This is a genomic window from Kitasatospora sp. NPDC057512 (assembly GCF_042802135.1).
In the GTDB taxonomy this organism is placed as follows: Bacteria; Actinomycetota; Actinomycetes; order Streptomycetales; family Streptomycetaceae; genus Kitasatospora.
The window spans coordinates 1-20,112 of record NZ_JBHVET010000006.1 but is presented as its reverse complement, the minus strand read 5'-3'; the positions used below and the strand labels follow the sequence as shown (position 1 = coordinate 20,112).

Sequence of the window (20,112 nt, the reverse complement as noted above, 5' to 3'; positions counted from 1 at the left end):
CCCGCAGGCCCGGCCCGCCCCGTAAGCTCGGACCCCGTGCAGGGGGACGCAGCGGACACCACGTCATGGCCGCGCCGGGCCGCCGGAGTTCTGCTCGGCTGCCCGAGCGCCGCGCTCGCCGCCCTGTACCTCCTCCTCGCGGCCGCCGTCCTCGGCCCGTTCCTGCTCTGGCCGCGCACCCGCCCGTACGCGGTGCCGTTCCTGCTGTCCGGGGTGCGCCGGCTGGCCGCCCTGGAGCGGGCGCGGCGCAGCGCCTTCTTCGGCGACCGCTTTCCCCGCCACTACCGGGCGGACGACCGCCGGCTGCTGCGCTACCTGGCGGTGCGCAGCGGCGGCGGGCTGGTCGCCGGGGTGGTGCTGGGGCTGCTGGGCTTCGGCCTGGTGCTGGCCGTCCTGCTGGTCGGCGGGGTGCTGCGCGGCTCGCTGGGCTGGGAGGAGCTGGCGACCCAGGTGCTGCTCGGCGGGGTGCTGCTCTTCCTGGCCGTGCAGGGCCTGTTCTCGCTGGCCGCGCTGGACGCCCGGACCGCCCGGGAGTGCTTCGGACCGTCCGAGGCCGAGCTGCTGCGCCGCCGGATCGTCGAACTCGCCGACAGCCGGGCCGCGGTGGTGCGGGCGGTGGACACCGAGCGGCGGCGGATCGAGCGGGATCTGCACGACGGCGTGCAGCAGCGGGTGGTCGCGCTGGCGATGCTGCTCGGCCGGGCGCGGCGCGGTCTGGACCGCCACCGGGACCCGGAGCGGACGGAGGCGCTGCTGCGCCAGGCGCACCGGGAGGCGCAGGGGCTGCTGACCGAGCTGCGCGAGGTGGCCTGGCGGGCGTACCCGTCGGCGCTGGACACCCTGGGGCTGGAGGAGGCGCTGGGCGGGGTGGCCGAGCGGTGCGCCATCCCGTTGCGGCTCCGCTACGAGGTGGCCGGCCCGCTGCCCGAACCCGTCCGGACCGCGGCCTACTTCGTGGTGTCGGAGTGCGTCACCAACGCGGCCAAGCATTCCGCCGCCTCGGCGGTCTCGGCCCTGGTCGCGCAGGGCGCCACCGTGCTCACCGTACGGGTCGAGGACGACGGGACGGGCGGCGCGGACCCGGCGGGCAGCGGCCTGGCCGGCCTGCGCGGGCGGGTCGCCGCGCTGGACGGTACCCTCCACGTCCACAGCCCCGCCGGGGGCCCGACCGTCATCACCGCGGAGCTGCCATGCGCGTGACCCTCGCCGAGGACTCGACCCTGCTGCGGGAGGGCCTGGTCCGGCTGCTCGCCGAGGAGGGGCACGAGGTGCTGGCCGCGGTCGGCGACGCGACGGCGCTGACGGCGGCGGTGGCGGCGCGGCCGCCGGACGTCGTGGTGGTGGACATCCGGATGCCACCGACCCACACCGACGAGGGACTGCGGGCGGCGGTGGAGATCCGCGAGCGCTGGCCGGAGGTGGGCGTGCTGGTGCTCTCCCAGCACATCGAACGCGGGTACGCGGCCCGGCTGTTGGACGCGGGCGCGGAGCGGGTCGGCTACCTGCTGAAGGACCGGGTGGCGGAGGTCGACGAGTTCCTGGACGCCCTGGTGCGGGTCGCGGCCGGCGGCGCGGTGATCGACCCGGAGGTGGTGCGCCAACTGGTGGTGCGCACCACCCGCACCGATCCGCTGGCCCGGCTGACCCCGCGCGAGCGCAGCGTCCTGGAGGCGCTCGCCCAGGGTTGGACCAACGCCGCCATCGCGCAGCGGCTGCACGTCTCGATGAGCGCGGTGGAGAAGAACCTCAACGCCGTCTTCGACAAGCTGGACCTGCCCCGCACCACCGACTACAACCGCCGCATCCTGGCGGTCCTGCACTACCTCGGCGCGTAGTCCCCCGCGCCGCCGGCCCGGGGTTCCCGCGGCTCCCGGCCGCGCAACGCGTCGACCGGGCCGGCATCCGGGCGGACGGCCGGACCGGCGGCGTCCGGACCTACGGCCGGACCGGCGGCGTCCGGCGGCCGGAGGGTGAGGACGCGGTCGGCGAGGGGCAGCAGGGCCCGGTCGTGGGTGATCAGGACGGTGGTACGCCCGGCCATCAGCCGGCGCAGCGCGGGGACGAACTGCTCGACGGTGTGCGGGTCCAGCCCGGTGGTGGGTTCGTCCAGGACCAGCACGGGGGTGTCCCGCAGGAAGGCGCGGGCGATGGCGACGCGCCGGCTCTGGCCGCCGGAGAGCTGGAAGCCGTCGGCGCCGATCACCGTGCGGTAGCCGTCCGGGAGCGCGGTGACGAAGTCGTGGGCGCCGGCGTCGCGGGCGGCGCGTTCGACGGCGGCGGGCGGGGCGTCGGGGCGGCCGTAGGCGATGTTGTCGGCGATGGTCGCGCGGAACAGCGGGGCCTGCTGGGGCAGCAGCGTGACGGCCCGGCGCAGCGAGGCGAGGGTGAGGTCGCGCAGGTCCTGCCCGTCGAGGCGGACGGTGCCGGCCTGCGGGTCGAGGAAGCGGACCAGGAGCTTGGCGAGGGTGGACTTGCCGCTGCCGCTGGGCCCGAGGAGGGCCAGGGTCTCGCCGGGGCGCAGGTCGAGGTCCAGGTCGGTGAGGACGGGCGGCCCGGGGGTGCCGGTGGCGCCGGGGTAGCCGGCCCGGACGCCCTGGAGGGTGACCCGGCCCCGGACCGGGCCGGTGTCGCGGGCGGTGGGGCGTTCGCGCACCGGGCTGGTGAGGTCGTGCAGTTCCAGGACGCGTTCGCCCGAGGCGCAGGCCGTGCCGGCCAGCGGGACGAGGGCAGCGAGCTGCTGGGCGGGCTCGAACAGCTGGGCCATGAAGGCGGCGAAGGCGAGCAGGCCGCCGAGGCTGAGCTGCCCGTGGATGACCTCCAGCGCGCCGACGCCCACCACCGCGAGCCCGGCCAGCAGTTGCAGCACGCCGAGGAAGGGCTGGTAGAGGTCGGCGACCCGGGCGGCGGAGAGTTCGGCGTCGAGCAGGGCCTTGCCCTCCCGGTGGACCCGTTCGACCTCGCGGTCCTCCTGGCCGCAGGTCCGGGTGACGGTGGCGTTGCGCAGGGATTCCTCCAGCAGCGCGGTGACCCCGCCCGCGCGGCGCTGGACCTGCCGTTCCCGGCGCCGGATGCGGCGGCCGAACAGGCTGGTGGAGAGGACGAACAGCGGGGCGGCCAGCAGCGCGGCCAGGGTGAGCGGCCAGCTCAGGTAGAAGGCGGCTCCGGTGAACAGCAGCAGGCTGACCGCGGCCACCGCGCCCTCGACCAGTCCGGTGGCCACCATCTGCTCGATCTCGGCGATGTCGAAGGTGAGCCGTGCCACCAGGTCGCCGCGCCAGCGGGTCTCCAGGGTGTCGGGCGGCAGGGTGTGCAGGTGGGCGAGGGTGTCGGTGCGCAGCCGCAGCATGTAGCGCTCGGCGGTCCTGGTGCTGGTGTAGGCGCCGCCGAAGGTGAACAGCGCGGCGGCCACGGACGCGCCGAGCATGAGGGCGGCGAGCGGCCAGAAGTCGGCGAAGTGCCGGGGCACGAGGACGTCGTCGATCAGGTCCTTGAACAGCCAGACGGAGACGACCTCGCCGAAGGCGCCGAGGACGAGCAGGACCGCGCTCACCGGGAGCCAGCGCACGTCGGGGCGCACCCACGGCCAGAACCGGCGGATCAGCTCCCGCAGCGGGACGACGGGCGGGTCCGTCACCGGCCCCGGGTCGTCGTCGTCCCGCGCCGCCCGGTCGCCCGGGGGCGTCACATCGCGCATGGCCACGACCCGTTGCTCTCGGAGACGTCGTTCCGGTTTGCCGGGAACGACCTTTCGGGGTCCGGATCCGCCGTTCCGAGGTGGGGACCCGTCATGCGGGGTGCGTCACGCTCCGCGTGGCGGCGGTGCCGACCCCAGGGTGAGGGGCCGGCAGTCGTACCGCCGGCCCCTGTGATGGCGCTAGTCGGGACTGTTGTGCGCAGTCCTAGCCGAAATCACCGTCACCACATGCCGAAACGGCGACGGTGGTGTCCACGGCGGTTGCGACCACGATCACGATCACGACCACGGTCACGGCCGTAACCACCGCCTCTGTCTCCTCGACGGCCGAAGTAACTCATCACGGCTTCTCTCTCTCGTTGCGTCGGCGCTCCTGGCGCCCGCCGCAACCTGCACCGGCGGCGCGGTCACGGGGACCTGGAGGCCGTTGCCCGTGGCCGGAACGGTCCGGCGGCCTGTCGGCGACGCCCGGTCCGATCCGTCCCACTCCTCCAGTATCCGCCCACCGAGCGTGTTCGCAGCTTCGGAGCGGTACGGACTTCGTGACTACCCGGCCGCCACCGTGGAGGGTGTCCCGTCCGTCACGTTCAGCAACTCCCGGTACGTCATCGGCACGACGGTGTGCGGGTGCCCGGCGGCCGCCCAGAGCACCTCGTACGCCTCCAGCGCGGTGTCCACGACGGTGCGCAGCCGGGCCGGGTGTCCGGTCGGGGCGACGCCGCCGATGGCCTGGCCGGTGGCCTCGCGGACCTGGGCGGCGGTGGCGCGCTCGATCGGGCCGGTGCCCAACATCCGCGCCAGGTGGGCGGTGTCGACCCGGTGGGCGCCACTGGTCATCACCAGCAGGGGCGCACCGTCACACATGAACACCAGGCTGTTCGCGATGGCGCCGACCTCGCAGCCGAGCGCGGCGGCGGCCTCGGCGGCGGTGCGGGCGGAGTCGGGCAGGACGCGGATCTCGCCGGGGACGCCGGCCTGCGCGAGCGCCTCGGCGACGGCCTGACTACGGGTGGGGAGGGATGCGGTCATCGGCCCATCATGCCGTCCGCGCAACAGTGTCGGCACTGTCCGCGACCGCGACGACGGAAGAGGGCGCAACGGCGACCCAGGTCCTCAGAGAACCTGACAGGTGGACCCGATGTCCGCCCCCTCGCCCACTCCCCTCACCCACTCCCCCGCCCAGCCCCCTCACCGAACAGGCCGCCGCGCGGCCGGAGGGGGGCTGATCCGGGCCGGGCGGTGGCTCGGCGGGCGCACCGAGCGGGTCCCGGCGGGGCGTCACACAGTTTTCACACCCCGGCCATCCGTCGGCCGCGCGCCTCGTTGACACTGTGTCGGGCGAGTCCGGAAGCACCTGCTCCGCATACGGACGGTCAACGACTGAATGACATTGTGTCCACTCCGTGTGCAAGCACGGCCCAGGCAGCGAACGGGTTTTCACTCTAATCACACGGTATGACTAGTATCGCTTCGTCAAAAAACCGTGCCCGGACGGCCCGCCCCTCACCGGCCGGCCGCCAGCCCCAAGGAGTCAGCTCTGCGCGCGCGTGCGAATCGGCGGCCCCCGACGCCGAAGGGCCCCCGCAGGCGTCCACGCCTGTCCCTGCGGACGGCGCTGCTCGTCCTGGCCGTCATCCCCAGCATCGCCCTGGTCGCCCTCTGGGCCGTGACCAGCGGTGAGACGGTCTTCGACTTCCAGCGGCAGGGCGCTCAGGCCCTGCTCGCCCAGAAGGCCGGACAACCGTCCAACATCGTCTACTACAACCTCCAGGAGGAGCGCCGGCTCAGCGCCGAGGCGCTCGCCCGGCCCGGCTCCAACGCCGACCAGCTGCGCCGCCAGCGGCAGCTGACCGACGACGCCGTGCGGCAGTTCCAGACCCTGTCCGGGGAGACCGCCGACAACGCGCCCGAGGAGGTGCGCACCGCCGTCGCCGAGGCACGCCAGGCGATGGGCAAGCTGGTCGAGCAGCGCGCCAACGTCGACCGGGGCTCCGTCGACCAGCAGACGGTCTACACGTACTACACCGATCTGATCGCGGTGGACCTGCGGCTGTTCACCGCGCTCAGCCGGGTGGACACCGGCGAGGTCACCTGGATCTCCAAGACCCTCGTCAACACCTTCTGGGCCAAGGAGATGCTGGCCCGGGAGGATGCCATCCTGGCCCGCGGCTGGCCCAGCGGCCGACTGAGCACCGCCGACTACCAGGCCGTCCAGCAGGCCATCGGCGCCCAGGACCACCTGCTCAACGTCCAGGTGCTGCCGTACATCCCGGACACCGAGGTCCAGGGCTGGCACGACCTGATGAACGGCCCGGCCTGGCAGGCCAAGGCCGCCGTCGAGCAGCAGCTGACCAAGCCCACCGCCGCCGACGCCAACGGCACCGTCAGACTGCCGGCCGCCCAGGACCAGTGGCGCCAGGCCCTCGACCAGCTCAACCCGCCGCTGGTCAAGGCGATCGAGGCCCGTACCAGTGCCATCGTCGAGGTCGGCAAGGGCGCCATCATGGGCCTGCTGACCCGCGTGGTGCTGACCGCCGTCGTCGGCCTGGTCACCGTCGTCGCGGTGATCATCGTCTCCTGGCGGCTCAGCCGCTCGCTGCGCCGCCGCATCAAGGACCTGCACACCCAGGCCGAGGAGATGCAGCGCACCCTGCCCGAGGTGGTCGACCGCCTCGGCCGCGGCGAGCAGGTGGACGTCGAGGCCGAGACCCGCACCATCACGGCCGGCCCGCACGGCAACGGCACCGACGAGCTGGCCCGGCTCGGCCAGGCGCTCAACCTGGCCCGCTCCGCCGCCCTGGAGTCCGCCGTCGGCCAGGCCGAGCAGCACCGCGGCTTCGAGCGGCTGCTCCAGCGCATCGCCCGCCGCACCCAGCTGCTGATCGGCCGCCAGCTGCGCAAGCTGGACGAGCTGGAACGCAAGCACGACGACCCGGAGGTCCTGGAGGGCCTCTTCGACCTCGACCACCTCACCGCCCGCCTGCGCCGCTACGAGGAGAACCTCGTCATCATGGCCGGCGGCCAGCCGCAGCGGCGCTGGCGCAAGCCCGTCCCGCTGCTGGACGTGCTGCGCGCCGCGCAGGGCGAGGTGCAGGACTACCGCCGGATCTCGATCGACATCGAGGGCGACCCCTGGCTCTCCGAGCGGGCCGTCGGCCCGGTGGCGCACGTGCTCGCCGAGCTGATGGAGAACGCCACCACCTTCTCCAAGCCGCCCACGCCGGTCGAGGTGCGCGCCGCCGTGGTCGGCCGCGGGCTCGCGATCGAGATCGAGGACCGGGGCCTCGGCATGGACCCGGAGCAGTACGACGCGGCCAACGAGCTGATGAGCCGACCGCCGCGCACCGACGTGCTGGCCCGGGCCGACGACATCCGCCTCGGCTTCCACGTGGTCTCCCGGCTGGCCGCCCTGCACGGGCTGCGGATCGAGTTCCGCCCGTCCGCCTTCGGCGGCACCCGGGCGGTCGTGCTCGTCCCCGACGAGCTGGTCCTGGAGGGCGACACCGGGCTGCCGGACGGCGCCGGCGGCACGGCCACCGAGCCGATCCCGCTGGTGCGCCGCTCGCGCCGGGCCGTCCGCTCGGCCTCCGACGAGACGCCCGCCCCGGTGCCGGCCGGTCCGCCGGTCGCACCGGTGGACTCCTTCGCGCGGGGCGACCGCGCCCCGCAGGCGGCCCCGGTGCCGCTGCCCCTGGCGGAGGCCGGGGCGCGACCGGGACCGGACGCAAGAACGGAGGCAGTACCGGACGCAGGATGGGGTGCGGGACCGGAGGCCACGCTCCAGGAGGTTCCGTTGCCGGCGGCCCCGTTCGAGGCGGAGCAGCCGTACGGGGCCGGCCAGGCGCACCCGGCGGAGCAGCCGTACCGGGCCGGGCAGGCCTACCCGGCCGAGCAGCCGTTCCAGGCCGGGCAGGCCTACCGGGCGGAGCAGCCGTACCCCTCCGGACAGCCCTTCGGCTCGGAGCCGTCGTACGACGCTGAACCGTCCACCGGCCCCGTGCCGTCGTACGGAGTGGAGCAGCCCGCCACGGCTGCCCGGTCCGCCCACCAGCCGGAGCAGCCGATCGAGCACACCTCCCCGGCCGACCCGGCGCCCGCCCAGGACGCCCCGGCCTACCCGGACATCGCCTACGCCCGGGTCACCGAGGCCGAGGCCCCGTACGCCGACGAGCAGTACCGCCCGGCCGACCACTACCGGCTGGCCGAGCGGCGCCAGCCCCGCGAGTACCGGACCTCGGTGCCGTTCAGCCCGGCCCAGGGCGGCCAGCCCCCGCTGCCGCAGCGGGTCCGGCAGGCCAGCCTGGCGGCCGAGCTGCGGGTGCCCCCGCCGGCCCAGCCGCAGTGGGTCGAGCGGCCCGCCGGGGACACCCCGCCCGCGGGCCCGTTCCAGCGCACCGAGCGCCCGGTGCGGCGCTCGGGTGCGGCGATCGGCGCCTTCCAGCGGCAGTCCCGCGCCGCCCGGGCCCAGGACAGCGGCGAGCACCGCCTGCCCGCCACCCCTCCGGCGCCCTCCCCCGCACCCGCCGGCCCCCCGGCCGCCGCGCCCGCCCCGTCCCCCTGGGCCCTTCCGGCCGCGGACTCCCGAACCACACGAACGGATGAGCAGTGATGAACCGCACGATCGCCACCCACCAGGACCTGGACTGGCTGCTGGACGGACTCGTCGACTCGGTGCCCGGGACCAGGAACGCCGTCCTGCTCTCCGACGACGGTCTCGTGGTCAGCCACTCCCGCACCATCGAGCGGGCCGACGCCGAGCGCCTGGCCGCCGTCGCCACCGGCCAGCAGAGCCTGGCCCGCGGGGTCGGGGCGCTGTTCGACGGCGGCCCGGTGCACCAGGTGATCGTCGAGCTCGCCGAGTGCTGGCTGTTCGTCATCGCCGCCGCCCAGGGCACCCACCTGGCCGTGGTCGCCTCCCAGGAGGTGGACGCCGAGGTGATGTCGGTCGCGATGCACACCCTGGTGCAGCAGGTCGGCCAGAAGCTCACCACCCCGGTCCGCCACGAGGAGGCCCCCGGCGCCCCTGCCGCCCCGGCCTCCTTCGACGCCTTCGCCGCCCGGAACCGGGGCTGACCAGGGTGGAACCGTACGGGAACGACGCCTGGGGGGACGGCCGCGACGACGGCCGGCAGGCCGACCCGCGGCCCGGTCCGGCTTCCGCTCCGGCCTCCGCTCCGGCCTCCGGTTCGCCGTCCGGCTGGGACGATTCCTGGCGGCGCGGCACCGTGCCGCACTGGAGCGAGCTGGAGGACGACGCGGAGGACGAGACGGGCAGCATGGTGCGCCCGTACACGATCACCCGCGGCCGGACCGCGCCCGAGCGCGACGACCTCACCCTCATCACCGTGCTCACCACGGTCGAGGCGGAGGCCGACGCCGCCCTGGCGCGGGGCAGCCGCGCCGGTGCCCGCGGCCTCCAGCCCGAGCACCGGCTGATCCTCGAACGCTGTCGGCGCCCGATCGCCGTCGCCGAGGTGTCGGCGGGCCTGGACCTCCCGGTCTCGGTCACCAAGATCCTGCTGGGCGACCTGGTCGCCCAGGGCCTGCTGAAGGCCCGGGCACCGCTGTCGGTGGCCCGGGCCGCCGGGGGCGTGGACCTCGGCCTGCTCACGGCCGTACGCGAAGGACTCCGGAGACTCTGAACATGGCAACCCCCCACTCCGCCACCGACGCCCCCGCCGCCCCGGCCGCCGTCAAGATCCTGATCGCGGGCGGCTTCGGCGTGGGCAAGACCACCCTGGTCGGCTCGGTCAGCGAGGTCGCCCCGCTGCGCACCGAGGAGTACCTGACCCGGGCCAGCGTCGGCGTCGACGACCTGGCCGGCGTCGACCAGAAGACCACCACCACCGTCGCCCTCGACTTCGGCCGGATCACGGTCAGCCCCGAGCTGGTCGTCTACCTGTTCGGCACTCCCGGCCAGGAGCGCTTCTGGTTCATGTGGAACGACCTGGTCAACGGCGCCCTCGGCGGGATCGTCATCGCCGACACCCGTCGGCTGGAGACCAGCTTCGCCTCCATCGACTTCTTCGAGAGCCGGGGCATCCCGTTCGTGGTCGCGATCAACTGCTTCCACAACACCAACACCCGCACCCCCGACGAGATCCGGGCCGCCCTCGACCTCGACCCGCAGGTGCCGATGCTGCTCGGGGATGTGCGCGAGCGCGACTTCGGGCGGGACCTGCTGCTCGCCCTGGTCGACCACCTGATGGACCTCGCCGCCGCACCCGTCGGCTGAACCGGCTCCGGCCGGACCGCCCTTCTCGACCGGCCCGCCTCCTCGACCACCGTGCCCGCTCGGCCGGACCGGCTCCGGCCGGACCCCCTCATCTCCCCCGCACCCCCGCACCTCCTGTGAACTTCCTTTCGGAGCCCCCCTCATGAACAGACCCCTGCGCGTCCTCGTCAACGGCGGCGGCATCGGCGGCCTCACCCTCGCCACCGCCCTCGCCAAGCGCGGCCACCAGGTCGACGTCGCCGAGCTGCGCGAGCAGTTGGAGGCCCTCGGCGTCGGCATCATCCAGCCGTCGAACGCCCTGCACGTGATGCGCGAGATCGGCGTCCTGGACGACTGCCTGTCCGCCGGCTTCGAGTGGGAGGTGCTGACCATCTGCGACCCGGCCGGCGCCACCCTCGCGAAGATCCCGCAGCCCCGGATGGGCGACGCCCCCTCCAACAACGGCATCCCGCGCCCCGCGCTGGCCCGCGTCCTCGCCGACGCCGCCGTCAAGGCGGGCGCCACCCTCCGCTTCGGCACCACCATCGGCACCCTGTGCGAGGACGCCCACGGCATCGAGGCCGCCCTCACCGACGGGCAGGTCGGCCGCTACGACCTGGTCGTCGGCTTCGACGGCATCGGCTCGCCGCTGCGCCGCCACCTGTACGGCGAGAAGTACGCCCCCGAGTACACCGGCTTCGCCAACTGGCGTGTGACCGTCCCGCGTTCGCCCGAGGTGCGGGGCGTGGTGATGTCCTCCGGCAACCTGAACGCGAAGGCGCTGCTCACCCCGATCAGCGCGGAGCAGATGTACCTGGGCTCGGTCTTCGCCGAGGCCGAGGACTTCCGCCCGGACCCGGAGCGCGCCCACGAGCAGCTGCGCGAGCGGCTGGCCGGCTTCGGCGGCCCGATCGCCGAGGCGCTGGAGCAGATCACCGACCCGGCCGCCGTGGTCTACTCGCGGATCTCCCAGGTCACCGTCGAGGAGCCCTGGCACGTCGGCCGGATCGTCCTGGCCGGCGACGCCGCCCACGCCTCCACCCCGCACCTCGCCCAGGGCGCCGCGATGGCCGTCGAGGACGCGCTCGTGCTCGCCCAGAGCCTGGACGCGGAGGACACCGTCCCGGCCGCCCTCACCGCCTGGGAGGCGCGCCGCCGCCCGCGCGCCATGTGGGTCCAGGCCCTGTCCCGGGCCGTCCTCAAGCAGGAGACGGGCACCGCGACGACGCCGGAGGAGGACGAGCTGCTCAAGGTCGGCATCCCCGGCGCGGCGCACGTCCTCGTCCAGCCGTACTGACGGCCGGCGGATTCAGCGGCGCGCTTCGGCGCGCCGCTGGGTCTGCCAGGTGCTGACGCGGTGGACGACATGGAGGAGGATCACGCCGGAGACCACGTTCGCCACGGCGGCGATGGTGGAGTAGGCGATGGCACGACGCAGGTCGTCCTCCGTGGGCGTGTCCTTGTCCACCAGGTACGCGTAACCCCGACTCACGTACAACCAGATCACCCACGCCGCTGACCAGACTCCGATCAGGGCCCGGGAGACGGGCCGTCGCGGCGCACTGGCCTGCCAGATGTCCGAGATGACCTGGTACGGAATCCAGAGGTTCGCCAGCGGCCACCAGCCGCCGACCACCCAGGCCCGGGCCCGGCGCTGACTGCCCGGGCCGCCCAGCAACTCGGCGTTGATCCGCGCCCGCCACAGCCACACCGTCACCACGATTCCGGCGGGGAGGGCCAACGCGAGGTAGAGGGAATCCCCGAAGAAGTCCGCCCAGTCCTCGACCGCCTGGAGGTCCGCCAGCGTGGCCTTCCCGGCGAGGGCGTCCTCGAAAACCAGGTACGCGCGCCAGTCGGTCCACGTGACCAACACGTTGTACACCATCACCACGACGACCAGGATCGACGCCGCGACGCCCCACCCGGCCACGGCCCTGTAGCGCTGCGAACTGTCCATCTTTCCCCCTGAGTTCTCGTGTCCCCGGCTCACCAGAGACCTGCCAGCTGCAACACCCGGTACCCGAGCCAGCACAACAGGGCGATCACCCCGACGAGCCAGAGCCCGAGCAAACCCGCCTTACCCGTGGCGACTTGAGCCCGCCACACCATCGTCCGTCTCCGGTACCCGCCGGCTGTCAGGGCCGTCCGAACGGCACGCGCCACATCCGCCGTGGGCGTCTGATCCCCCAGGAGGCCCGCCTTCGCCATCCGTGCCCACAGGCCCTTGCGTCCGGAACCGACCGGGAACACCCGGGGCGTCCAGAGATCGTCGAAGGCCACGACGGCGCCGATCCAGTGCCGACCTGGCGTCAGCTCGCCCACGGGCACCGAGGTGACCAGGTGTTCGTTGAGCCGGTCCACCAGATCGGCACCGTTCCCCGGGGTCAGCAGGATCAGCTTGCCCGCCGGCTGCGTGGCCCGCGCCTGTCCGACCTCCCACCACAGCCCGTCCCCGTGCCCGAGGCGCAGCACGATGAGCTGCGACAGGCTCATCAGCCGCCGCACGGTGCCCTGCCAGTCGTCGAGCGGCAGGTAGAAGCGGGCCGCCCCCAGCAATGGCAGCGGCTCCCCCGGCCTCCCCACGGCGATGACGGGGCCCACCGATCCCAGGGCGCCGGCGAGTTGCTCCTCCCTCGTATGGAGATTGATGGGCGCACCGTCGTCCACCTGGGCGGCCACCTCGTCGTCGGCGAAGCTCCGCAGGTAGAGCACCGGCCTGCGCCCGTCCGAAAGCAGGATCTCAGCCGCCCCCGGAGCCGCTTGCCGACGCGTCCGGCGCAGGATCAGCAGACCGCAGCCCAGGGCCGCCAGACCGCCCACCAGCATCAGGAGCTGCCCCTCCAGCGACAGCTTGTCGCCCTGTCGCTCCGAGGAGCGGACCGCCACGAGTCCCGCCGCGAACAGCATGTACCCGAGGCCGTTGACCAGCAGGACCGCTCGTCGCCAGCGCGGGACGGGCGGGGTGAAGCGGGTGACGAGCCCCACGAGTTCGGCGACCCCCGACCGACGGCGGTGCCGCAGCCACAGGGCGGGCCCGAGCAGGGCCAGGGCCACCGCCCCGAACCAGAGCGCACCGGCCCTGCTGGCCTCGACGTCCTCCCCCGCGCCGACGTTGACCAGCAGGTGCAGCGCGACGTAGGCCGCGGCGACGGCGGTCGCCGTGACCCACCGGGCGAGTATGCGTAGACGGGACGACACTTCAGCCCACCCCCGACCGCTTGAGCAGGACGCCTCAATCGAATACCACAACCGACCGATCATCATGCGCGCACGATCGGTTACGGTTTGGCGCCGAACACCAGAACGGGGGCGGTCCGCAGCCCGACGGGGAGCGCGGCGAACGCACCGGCCACACAGGACCGGTGCGGCTCAACCCGCCGAACGGAGCGGCGCCGGGCCGGCCGACGGCACCGGGCCGGCCGACGGCGCAGGACGGGTCACCGGCGCCGGACGGCTGATCTGGTCCCGGCGGTCCCACACCGCCTTGGATACGCGGGCGAGCAGGCGGGCCGCCGGGTCGGTGCGGTCCGTGCCGTCGGCGAGCGGACCGGTGTAGCAGACGGCGATCAGGTAGGGCGGGCAGTCGGCCGGCTGGACGAGGCCGACGCTGAGCCGGGCGCCGGGGACCCAGCCGTTCTTGAAGGCGATCCGGGTGTTGGAGGGGAGGCCGGCGGCCAGGTCCACCCGGAACTCGTTGCATTCGAGGAGGGCGAGGAGTTCGGGCTCCCCGGCGAGCGAGCGCAGCAGCCGGACCAGGTCGCGGGCCGTCACCCGGTTGTGCACGCCCTGGGCGCGCGCCGCGTAGTCCTCGATCCCGCGCGGGGTGGAGCTGTGGGTGGCACCGGCGCGGCGCCACACGTCGGTGACGGCCTGCTGGGTGGTGCGGGCCAGGCAGATGTTGGTGGCCAGGTTGGAGGAGTGGGTGATCATCCGCTCGGCGAGCAGCCGGAGCGGCACGTGGGTGCCGACCAGTTCCCAGGGCAGCGGATCACTGTCCCAGTCCGGGTCGTTGCCGAACTCGCCGCCCACGACGGACTCGAAGCGGTTCACCACCGGCACCTCGGCGTCGAGGTTCGCCCCGCCACGGCAGAGCGCGGCGAGCACCGCGACCTTCATCGTGCTGGCGGCGTCGTGAAGTTCGTCCGGATTGTGGACGAACACCGGCTCCGCTTTTCCCGCCCAGGGGGCCACCACCACAGAGAGCATGGAGGAAGGGTAGGGGAGGTCGGGGCCGGAGCTCGACGGTTGCGGCGTACGACACGAAACCGCCTCCGCCGTTATGACGGATCGTCAGTCTCCGGGCGGCAGGGCCAGGGGCTTCCTGCGCAGCCACTGGCCGGCCGTCCGCCGGGGCTCGCGCACGACCACGCGGCCGTGGCGCTTCCTGCCGACCAGTTCGATCCGCAGCGCGACCGGCGCACCGCGGTCCGGCGCCCGGCGGTTCCTGACCCGGCTGAACTCCAGGGCCAGGCCGTCGGCGTCGACCACGATGCCCGGCCCGGTGATCAGCGTCAGGGTCTTGCCCTCCATGTCCAGGTCGATCTGCAGGGTGTCCTGCGTGATCACCGCCTCGGTGAAGTCGAGCGTCACGTCGCACCACTCCACGAAGAGCTCCAGGCGGCGCGGCACCACCCAGCGGCCCTCCCGCCTGACCCGGCTCCACCGCTGGTCGATCGTCAGGACGTCCTTGACCTCCGCCACCACCCCGTCGGGGGCGAGCGACACGGGCGGCAGGTCGGTGGTGAGTCCGGCCAGGTCGCCGATCGTCCGCGCGGACAGGGCGGCCTCCAGGCGCTCGTCCAGCTCCTCCGAGGTCAGCCGGCCGTCGCCCGCCGCGATGCGCAGCAGCTCGGCCACCCGGTCCCGGTCGGCGTGGGAGGCCCGCATCCCGGACTCCTGACCGCGGGCGGCCTGCTTCCCTGCGGCGGGCACGATCTCTCCCGGCATACTTCCCGTCCTGAACTCGGCGATGGTCGTCGCGCGTTGGGGTCAGCGGCGCGGACAGGAACTCACGATATATCGCGATAGGGCTTCCCGCCAGACCCGTTCCTCGGGTCCGTTCACGAGCCCTGTGTCAGCGGACCCGTTCAACGGCCAGTGTTTTGCGACTCCGCACCCCGGACCGCGCAAATGCGGCGTCAATTCCTAAATCATCCATGGGACGTAAATCGCCCACGGGTCGAACGCCCGCCGAACGCCCACCGTGCGTCCCGGAAAAAACCCGGTCCCACGACCTGCGCACGACCTGTACGCTGAACACACATTCGAACTGTGTCGAATCCGTTCGGCATTTGATGAAACTGTGGGGGAATCGGTGCGCAATCGCCGACTTGTGGTTCTCGCTGCCCTCGTGGCGGCCGGTGTCGGTCTCACCTCGTCCGGAATCGCCCAGGCGGCCGCTCCCGCCGCGGCACCCTCCTCGCCCGCCTCCGGCGTCGCCGGCCTCGACGCGACGAAGAAGCTCCCGGGCAAGACCTTCAACAGCTCCGCCGACCGTACGGTCGTCTCGTCGAAGGCCGGCGAGCGGGCGGCGGCCCCGGCGCAGGGTGCGCCCGCCCAGAACGCGCCCGCCCAGGACGCACCCGCCGCGCAGAGCGCCGCCAACCTCGGCGTCGACCTGGAGGCCTCGGCCTTCAGCGCCCACGGCTTCCAGCTCCAGACCAAGCTCTCGTCCAGCGAGACCACCACGGGCACCCTCACCGTCGCCTGGGGCGACGGCACCACGAGCTCGTACCCCGTCGCCCTCACCGCCGGCGCCGCCAACGCGCACGTCGACATCCACCAGTACAAGACCGTCGGCGCGTTCGACATCACGGTCACGCTCACGAGCGGGACCACGGTCGCCAAGAACCAGGTCCAGGTCGTCACCGCCGGCGCCGAGTTCACGCCGCACACCCCCACCCGCCTGCTGGACACCCGGGAGGGCATCGGCGCCGCCAAGGCCAAGGTCCCCGCCCGCGGCACGGTGGCCCTGAAGGTCGGCGGCGCCGCCCAGATCCCCGCCGGGGTCACCGCGGTGGTCCTCAACGTCACCGTCACCAACACCTCGGGCTCCGGCCACATCTCGGTGGCGCCCACGCAGGACCTGGCCCAGAACGCCACGACGTCGAGCCTCAACTTCGTCCCCGGCCAGACCGTTCCGAACCTGGTGGTCGCCTCGGTCGGTCCGGACGGCTACGTGTACCTGTTCAACTCGGACTGGGCCTCGGTCGACCTGCTCGCCGACGTCACCGGCTACTTCACGCCCACCACCGCCAGCGGCTACAAGTCGGTGCCGCAGACCCGCATCGTCGACACCCGTGAGGGCATCGGCACGGCCCAGGGCAAGGTCCCGGCGACGTCGAGCTTCGACGTCGCCGTCGCCGGCCGCAACGGGGTGCCGTCGGGCGTCACCGCCGTGGCGCTCAACCTGACGGTCACCAACCCGCAGGCGGACGGCCACCTGATCGCCTACCCGACCGGGCAGGCCGTCCCGACCACCTCGAACGTGAACTTCACCGCCGGCCAGACGGTGGCCAACGCGGTGATCGTGCCGGTCGGCCAGGACGGCAAGATCACCGTCCGCAACGGCAGCTGGCTCCCGACGGACGCGGTGGTCGACGTGGTCGGCTACTACAGCCCCGCCAGCCGGTCCGCCCTGGTCCCGCTCGTGTCGCCGGAGCGCGTCCTCGACACCCGCGAGAGCACCCCCGACCGGGCGGGCGCCCCGATGCCGGGCCGCACCTTCTTCGCGCTGGGGATGGAGGGTGACACCACCTCCCCGCAGGTCGAGGGCTGGGTGCTGAACACCACCGTCACCAACACCGCCGGCGCCGGCTTCCTCTCGGTCGACACCGACCCGAACTACTGGTCCGCCTACAAGAACGGCACCGCGGTCGTCCCGCAGCGCCCGGTCTCCTCGACGCTGAACTGGACGGCCGGCGCGACCGTCCCGAACCTCGCGCAGACCCCGGGCGGCAAGGGCGGCATCATCGACTTCTGGAACCAGAGCTGGTCGGACGCCGACCTGCTGGTCGACCTGCTCGGCTTCTACCAGTCGAACTGACCGACCGGACGACGTGAGGGCCGGGGCGGTGTTCCGTACGGAGCACCGCCCCGGCCCCTTTCCGTCGCGCGGCCGGCGGGCCGGCCTCGGTTGACGAAGTGCCTCGGTTGACGAAGTGCCTCAGCTGACGAAGTGCCTCAGTTGACGAAGTAGCTGAACCCGACCGTCGCCGCGGTCATCCCGGGCGCCACCTCCCGCGTCACCGCTCCTTGACAGTTCGCCGCGGAGAACACGTCGACCCGCACGTCCGTGAGGTTCTCGACGACCACCGGCGACAGGGTCGGGTAGCACCCCCGTGCCGGATTCTGGTGCGTCACCCCGTTCACCACCAGGGTCCCCGTAGCCGCCTGTGCGGGCACGGCGAGCGCGAGCACTCCGGCGGCGGCCAGCATCCCGACCGCGGCAATCCGACGACGCATGACTGTTCTCCCTTCCGAGGGCGCGCATCCGATTGCGGCACCCTTCCGGGCCATGAATTCCCCCACCGGCCTGTCCATGTCAGAAATCCCGCCGCAAATCCCCCGAACCGAGGACAATGCCCGGCGCGGCATTCGCCCGCGATCCGCCGGGAGTGGAAAGTCGGACCCGCCGACTTTCCGCGCTCCTCGGCGTCCTTCCGCGCCCTTCCGCGTCCTTCCGTGAAGGACGGGCCGACCATACGGGGGGCTACGGCCGCTCGGGGAGCCCGTCTCCGGCCGTCGGCAGCGCCCGGACGGCGTCGGCGATCTCGGTGCGCAGCCCGTCGAGGGTGTGCTCGGGGCCGAGGATCATGCGGCGGAGCTGGGGCATGGCGAGGCTCCAGCCGACCATGCCGAGCGTGAGGAACAGCCGCGCGCGGGCGTCGTCACCGCCGTCGCCATCGCCGTCGTCGTCGCCGCCGCCCGCGGGCCGTGCCGCCCGGATCTTGTCCTGGTAGTGGCGGGTCCGGTCCGCTTCCCCCGGGACGGGCTGGTCGCCGAGTTCGAGGGCCTCCCAGAGCAGCAGCCGCAGGGCCTCCGGGTGGTCGCGGTGGTAGTCGAAGAGCCGCTCGGCGTACGCCGCCAGGTCCTCGTCGCCGGGCGGGACGGCCTGGGCGAGGTCGGCCATGAGGCGCTCCAGGACGGCGGCGAAGAGCCTGTTCTTGTCACCGAAGTAGTCGTAGATCGCCCGCTTGTTGGCCTGGGCCTGGGCGGCGATGCGGTCCACGCGGGCGCCGGCCACGCCGTACGCGGCGAATTCGGTGGCCGCCGCCGTGAGGATCCGCTCTTTGGTTGCCGTCGAGTCGTACGCCATGGGCCGATGGTAACGAACCGGTTCGTTTGACGATCCCGCGACGGTCTGGCACGCTCGCGGCGAGCATTCGAACCATCTAGTTCGTTCGGTTGGAGTCATGATGCCCCGGATCGATCCACCGCCCGCGACGACAACGCCGCAACCCGTCTCCCGGCCCGTCTCCCGGCCCGTGTCCAGGCCCGTGTCGCGGCCCGCCGCCACGGGTCGGCGGCTGCCCCTGGTGATGGCGCTGGCCTGCGGCGTCAGCGTGGCCAACGTCTACTTCCCGCAGGCCCTCACCCCGCTCGTCGCCGACGGCCTCGGCATCGCACCGGGCACCGCGGCGAACCTCGCCACGGTCACCCAACTCGGCTACGCCGCAGGCATCTTCCTGCTGGTCCCGCTCGGCGACCGGCTCCCCCGCCGCCCGCTGATCACCGTGCTCCTGGTCGTGACGGCCTGCGCGCTGCTGGCCGCCGGGCTCGCCCCGGCCGCCGGCCCGCTGGTCGCGGCCGGCGCGGTCGTCGGCCTCGCCACGGTGGTCCCCCAGCTGCTCCTCCCACTCGCCGCCGGCCTGGTCGCGCCCGACCGGCGCGGCGCCGTGATCGGCACCCTCCAGGGCGGCCTGATCGGCGGCATCCTGCTGGCCCGCACCTTCGGCGGCGTCCTGGGCGAACACCTCGGCTGGCGCGCCCCCTACCTGGCCGCCGCCGCACTCACCGCGCTGCTCGCACTCGCCCTCGGCCTGGCCCTGCCCGCCACCCCGCCCGCCGTCCGCGACCGGTACCCGGCCCTGCTCGCCGACACCGTCCGGCTGCTGCGCGCCGAACCCGGCCTGCGCCGCTCCGCGCTCGGCCAGGCCGCGCTCTTCGGCGGCTTCAGCGCCACCTGGACCGCGCTCGCCCTGCTGCTCGCCGGCCCGCCCTACCGGCTCGGCGCCCAGGCCCTCGGCCTGCTGGCCCTGATCGGGGCGGCGAGCATGTTCTGCGCCCCGGCCGCCGGCCGCCGGGTCGACCGGCACGGCCCGGACCGGGTCAACGCCTGGTGCACCGGCGCCACCCTCGCCGCGGCCGCGGTACTCGCCGCGGGCGGCACCGGCGGCGCGACGGGCCTGCTCGCGCTGGCCGCCGGCCTCCTGCTGCTGGACCTGGCGGTGCAGTGCGGCCAGGTCGCCAACCAGGCCCGGATCTTCGCGCTGCGCCCGGAGGCCCGCAGCCGGCTGAACACCGCCTACATGACCTGCTCGTTCCTCGGCGGCAGCGCCGGCTCCTGGCTCGGTATCCGTCTCCACGCCCAGCTCGGCTGGCCGGGGGTGTGCGGCCTCGTCGCGCTCACCGCGGCGGCCGCCCTGGCCGCCCTGCGGACCGGGACCGGAGCCGGGGCCGGGGCCGGGGCCGGGGCCGGTCGCTGAGCCACTCCAACCCCTTCAACCGCTTCAACCACATCACCAACCCACCGCGTCACCGCATCCCGAAGGAGTCCCCATGACGTTCCCGGCCATGCCGCCCGCCGTCCTCCAGTTCTTCCGCGCCTCCCAGGAGGGCGACGCCGACGCCTGGGCGGGGTCCTTCGCCGAGGACGGCGTCTTCCACGACCCGGTCGGCGCTCCGCCGATCACCGGTCGCCCCGCGATCCACGCCTTCATCGCCTCCGTCCTGCCCGGCTTCCGCCCCTTCCTCGGGCTGACGCCCCTGGAGGCGCACACCGTCGGCCGCCACGTCGCCGTCTCCTGGCGGGGCGCGGCCGTGGCCCTGGACGGCAAACCGGTCAACTGGTCCGGCATCAACGTCTACGAGTTGGACGACACCGGCCTCATCCGCGAGGCCCGGGCGTACTTCAACAGCGCCGTCTTCCAGGCCCAGCTCACCGGCTGACCGGCCGGGGCGGACCTGATCGCGGCCCGTCCCG

Annotated in this window: 18 protein-coding genes; 10 read left to right on the top strand and 8 right to left on the bottom strand. The window is 73.7% G+C overall.

All coding sequences use genetic code 11. From position 1 onward, the window contains the following. Window positions 1–36: 36 nt before the first annotated feature. Both ACFU6K_RS01055 and ACFU6K_RS01050 read left to right on the top strand, forming a co-directional pair. A complete protein-coding gene (locus ACFU6K_RS01055) occupies window positions 37–1,200 on the top strand; it encodes a sensor histidine kinase (RefSeq protein ID WP_380660141.1) in 1,164 nt (387 codons plus the stop codon). Further along, window positions 1,191–1,835, top strand: coding sequence for a response regulator (locus ACFU6K_RS01050; RefSeq protein ID WP_380660140.1), 645 nt, complete (start codon window positions 1,191–1,193; stop codon window positions 1,833–1,835). The genes ACFU6K_RS01055 and ACFU6K_RS01050 overlap by 10 nt, the downstream gene beginning before the upstream one ends. Here the strand turns inward: ACFU6K_RS01050 and ACFU6K_RS01045 are convergent. Both ACFU6K_RS01045 and ACFU6K_RS01040 read right to left on the bottom strand, forming a co-directional pair. After that, a complete protein-coding gene (locus ACFU6K_RS01045; RefSeq protein ID WP_380660165.1) occupies window positions 1,820–3,694 on the bottom strand; it encodes an ABC transporter ATP-binding protein in 1,875 nt (624 codons plus the stop codon). The genes ACFU6K_RS01050 and ACFU6K_RS01045 overlap by 16 nt on opposite strands. Before the next feature lie 546 nt (window positions 3,695–4,240). Further along, complete coding sequence (locus ACFU6K_RS01040; protein WP_380660139.1) at window positions 4,241–4,723, bottom strand: YbaK/EbsC family protein; 483 nt, start codon at window positions 4,721–4,723, stop codon at window positions 4,241–4,243. A 637-nt stretch (window positions 4,724–5,360) separates the two neighbouring features. Here ACFU6K_RS01040 and ACFU6K_RS01035 point away from each other — a divergent pair. The 5 genes from ACFU6K_RS01035 (at window position 5,361) to ACFU6K_RS01015 (ending at window position 11,205) form a co-directional block, all read left to right on the top strand. Next, entirely contained in the window at window positions 5,361–8,303 is a 2,943-nt protein-coding gene (locus ACFU6K_RS01035; RefSeq protein WP_380660138.1) for a nitrate- and nitrite sensing domain-containing protein, read from the top strand. Beyond that, entirely contained in the window at window positions 8,303–8,767 is a 465-nt protein-coding gene (locus tag ACFU6K_RS01030; RefSeq protein ID WP_049654463.1) for a roadblock/LC7 domain-containing protein, read from the top strand. Before ACFU6K_RS01035 ends, ACFU6K_RS01030 begins: the two co-directional genes overlap by 1 nt. A 5-nt stretch (window positions 8,768–8,772) precedes the next feature. Then, window positions 8,773–9,336: a DUF742 domain-containing protein gene (locus ACFU6K_RS01025; protein WP_380660137.1), complete on the top strand. Its 564-nt coding sequence runs from the start codon at window positions 8,773–8,775 to the stop codon at window positions 9,334–9,336. 2 nt (window positions 9,337–9,338) lie between these two features. Then, on the top strand, window positions 9,339–9,929 hold the full coding sequence (locus tag ACFU6K_RS01020; RefSeq protein ID WP_380660136.1) for an ATP/GTP-binding protein: 591 nt from the start codon (window positions 9,339–9,341) through the stop codon (window positions 9,927–9,929). Window positions 9,930–10,071: 142 nt separating this feature from the next. Further along, window positions 10,072–11,205: an FAD-dependent monooxygenase gene (locus ACFU6K_RS01015; protein ID WP_380660135.1), complete on the top strand. Its 1,134-nt coding sequence runs from the start codon at window positions 10,072–10,074 to the stop codon at window positions 11,203–11,205. A gap of 12 nt (window positions 11,206–11,217) precedes the next feature. Here the strand turns inward: ACFU6K_RS01015 and ACFU6K_RS01010 are convergent, their stop codons facing one another. The 4 genes from ACFU6K_RS01010 to ACFU6K_RS00995 all read right to left on the bottom strand — a co-directional run bounded on the left by ACFU6K_RS01010 (window position 11,218) and on the right by ACFU6K_RS00995 (window position 14,855). Beyond that, a complete protein-coding gene (locus ACFU6K_RS01010) occupies window positions 11,218–11,865 on the bottom strand; it encodes a DUF4328 domain-containing protein (RefSeq protein WP_380660134.1) in 648 nt (215 codons plus the stop codon). Between the two features lie 29 nt (window positions 11,866–11,894). Further along, window positions 11,895–13,172, bottom strand: a complete 1,278-nt coding sequence (locus ACFU6K_RS01005) for a transferase (RefSeq protein WP_380660133.1) — start codon at window positions 13,170–13,172, stop codon at window positions 11,895–11,897. Window positions 13,173–13,277: 105 nt separating this feature from the next. After that, window positions 13,278–14,114, bottom strand: a complete 837-nt coding sequence (locus tag ACFU6K_RS01000) for a serine hydrolase (protein ID WP_380660131.1) — start codon at window positions 14,112–14,114, stop codon at window positions 13,278–13,280. An 84-nt stretch (window positions 14,115–14,198) separates the two neighbouring features. Then, window positions 14,199–14,855 carry a DUF1707 domain-containing protein gene (locus ACFU6K_RS00995; protein WP_380660130.1) on the bottom strand — a complete coding sequence of 219 codons (657 nt, stop codon included), beginning with the start codon at window positions 14,853–14,855 and terminating at the stop codon, window positions 14,199–14,201. Between the two features lie 403 nt (window positions 14,856–15,258). On the opposite strand from ACFU6K_RS00995, the gene ACFU6K_RS00990 reads away from it, so the two are divergent. Continuing rightward, window positions 15,259–16,953, top strand: coding sequence for a hypothetical protein (locus ACFU6K_RS00990; protein WP_380660129.1), 1,695 nt, complete (start codon window positions 15,259–15,261; stop codon window positions 16,951–16,953). A gap of 137 nt (window positions 16,954–17,090) precedes the next feature. Here ACFU6K_RS00990 and ACFU6K_RS00985 read toward each other — a convergent pair whose 3' ends face one another. Next, window positions 17,091–17,372, bottom strand: coding sequence for a hypothetical protein (locus tag ACFU6K_RS00985; RefSeq protein ID WP_380660128.1), 282 nt, complete (start codon window positions 17,370–17,372; stop codon window positions 17,091–17,093). Between the two features lie 247 nt (window positions 17,373–17,619). Continuing rightward, window positions 17,620–18,225, bottom strand: a complete 606-nt coding sequence (locus ACFU6K_RS00980) for a TetR/AcrR family transcriptional regulator (protein ID WP_380660127.1) — start codon at window positions 18,223–18,225, stop codon at window positions 17,620–17,622. Window positions 18,226–18,448: 223 nt separating this feature from the next. Between ACFU6K_RS00980 and ACFU6K_RS00975 the strand changes: the two genes are divergently transcribed. Then, complete coding sequence (locus tag ACFU6K_RS00975; RefSeq protein WP_380660164.1) at window positions 18,449–19,615, top strand: MFS transporter; 1,167 nt, start codon at window positions 18,449–18,451, stop codon at window positions 19,613–19,615. Window positions 19,616–19,688: 73 nt separating this feature from the next. Continuing rightward, window positions 19,689–20,078 (top strand): nuclear transport factor 2 family protein, encoded by a 390-nt coding sequence (locus tag ACFU6K_RS00970; RefSeq protein ID WP_380660126.1) that lies wholly within the window; start codon window positions 19,689–19,691, stop codon window positions 20,076–20,078. Window positions 20,079–20,112 lie beyond the last annotated feature (34 nt).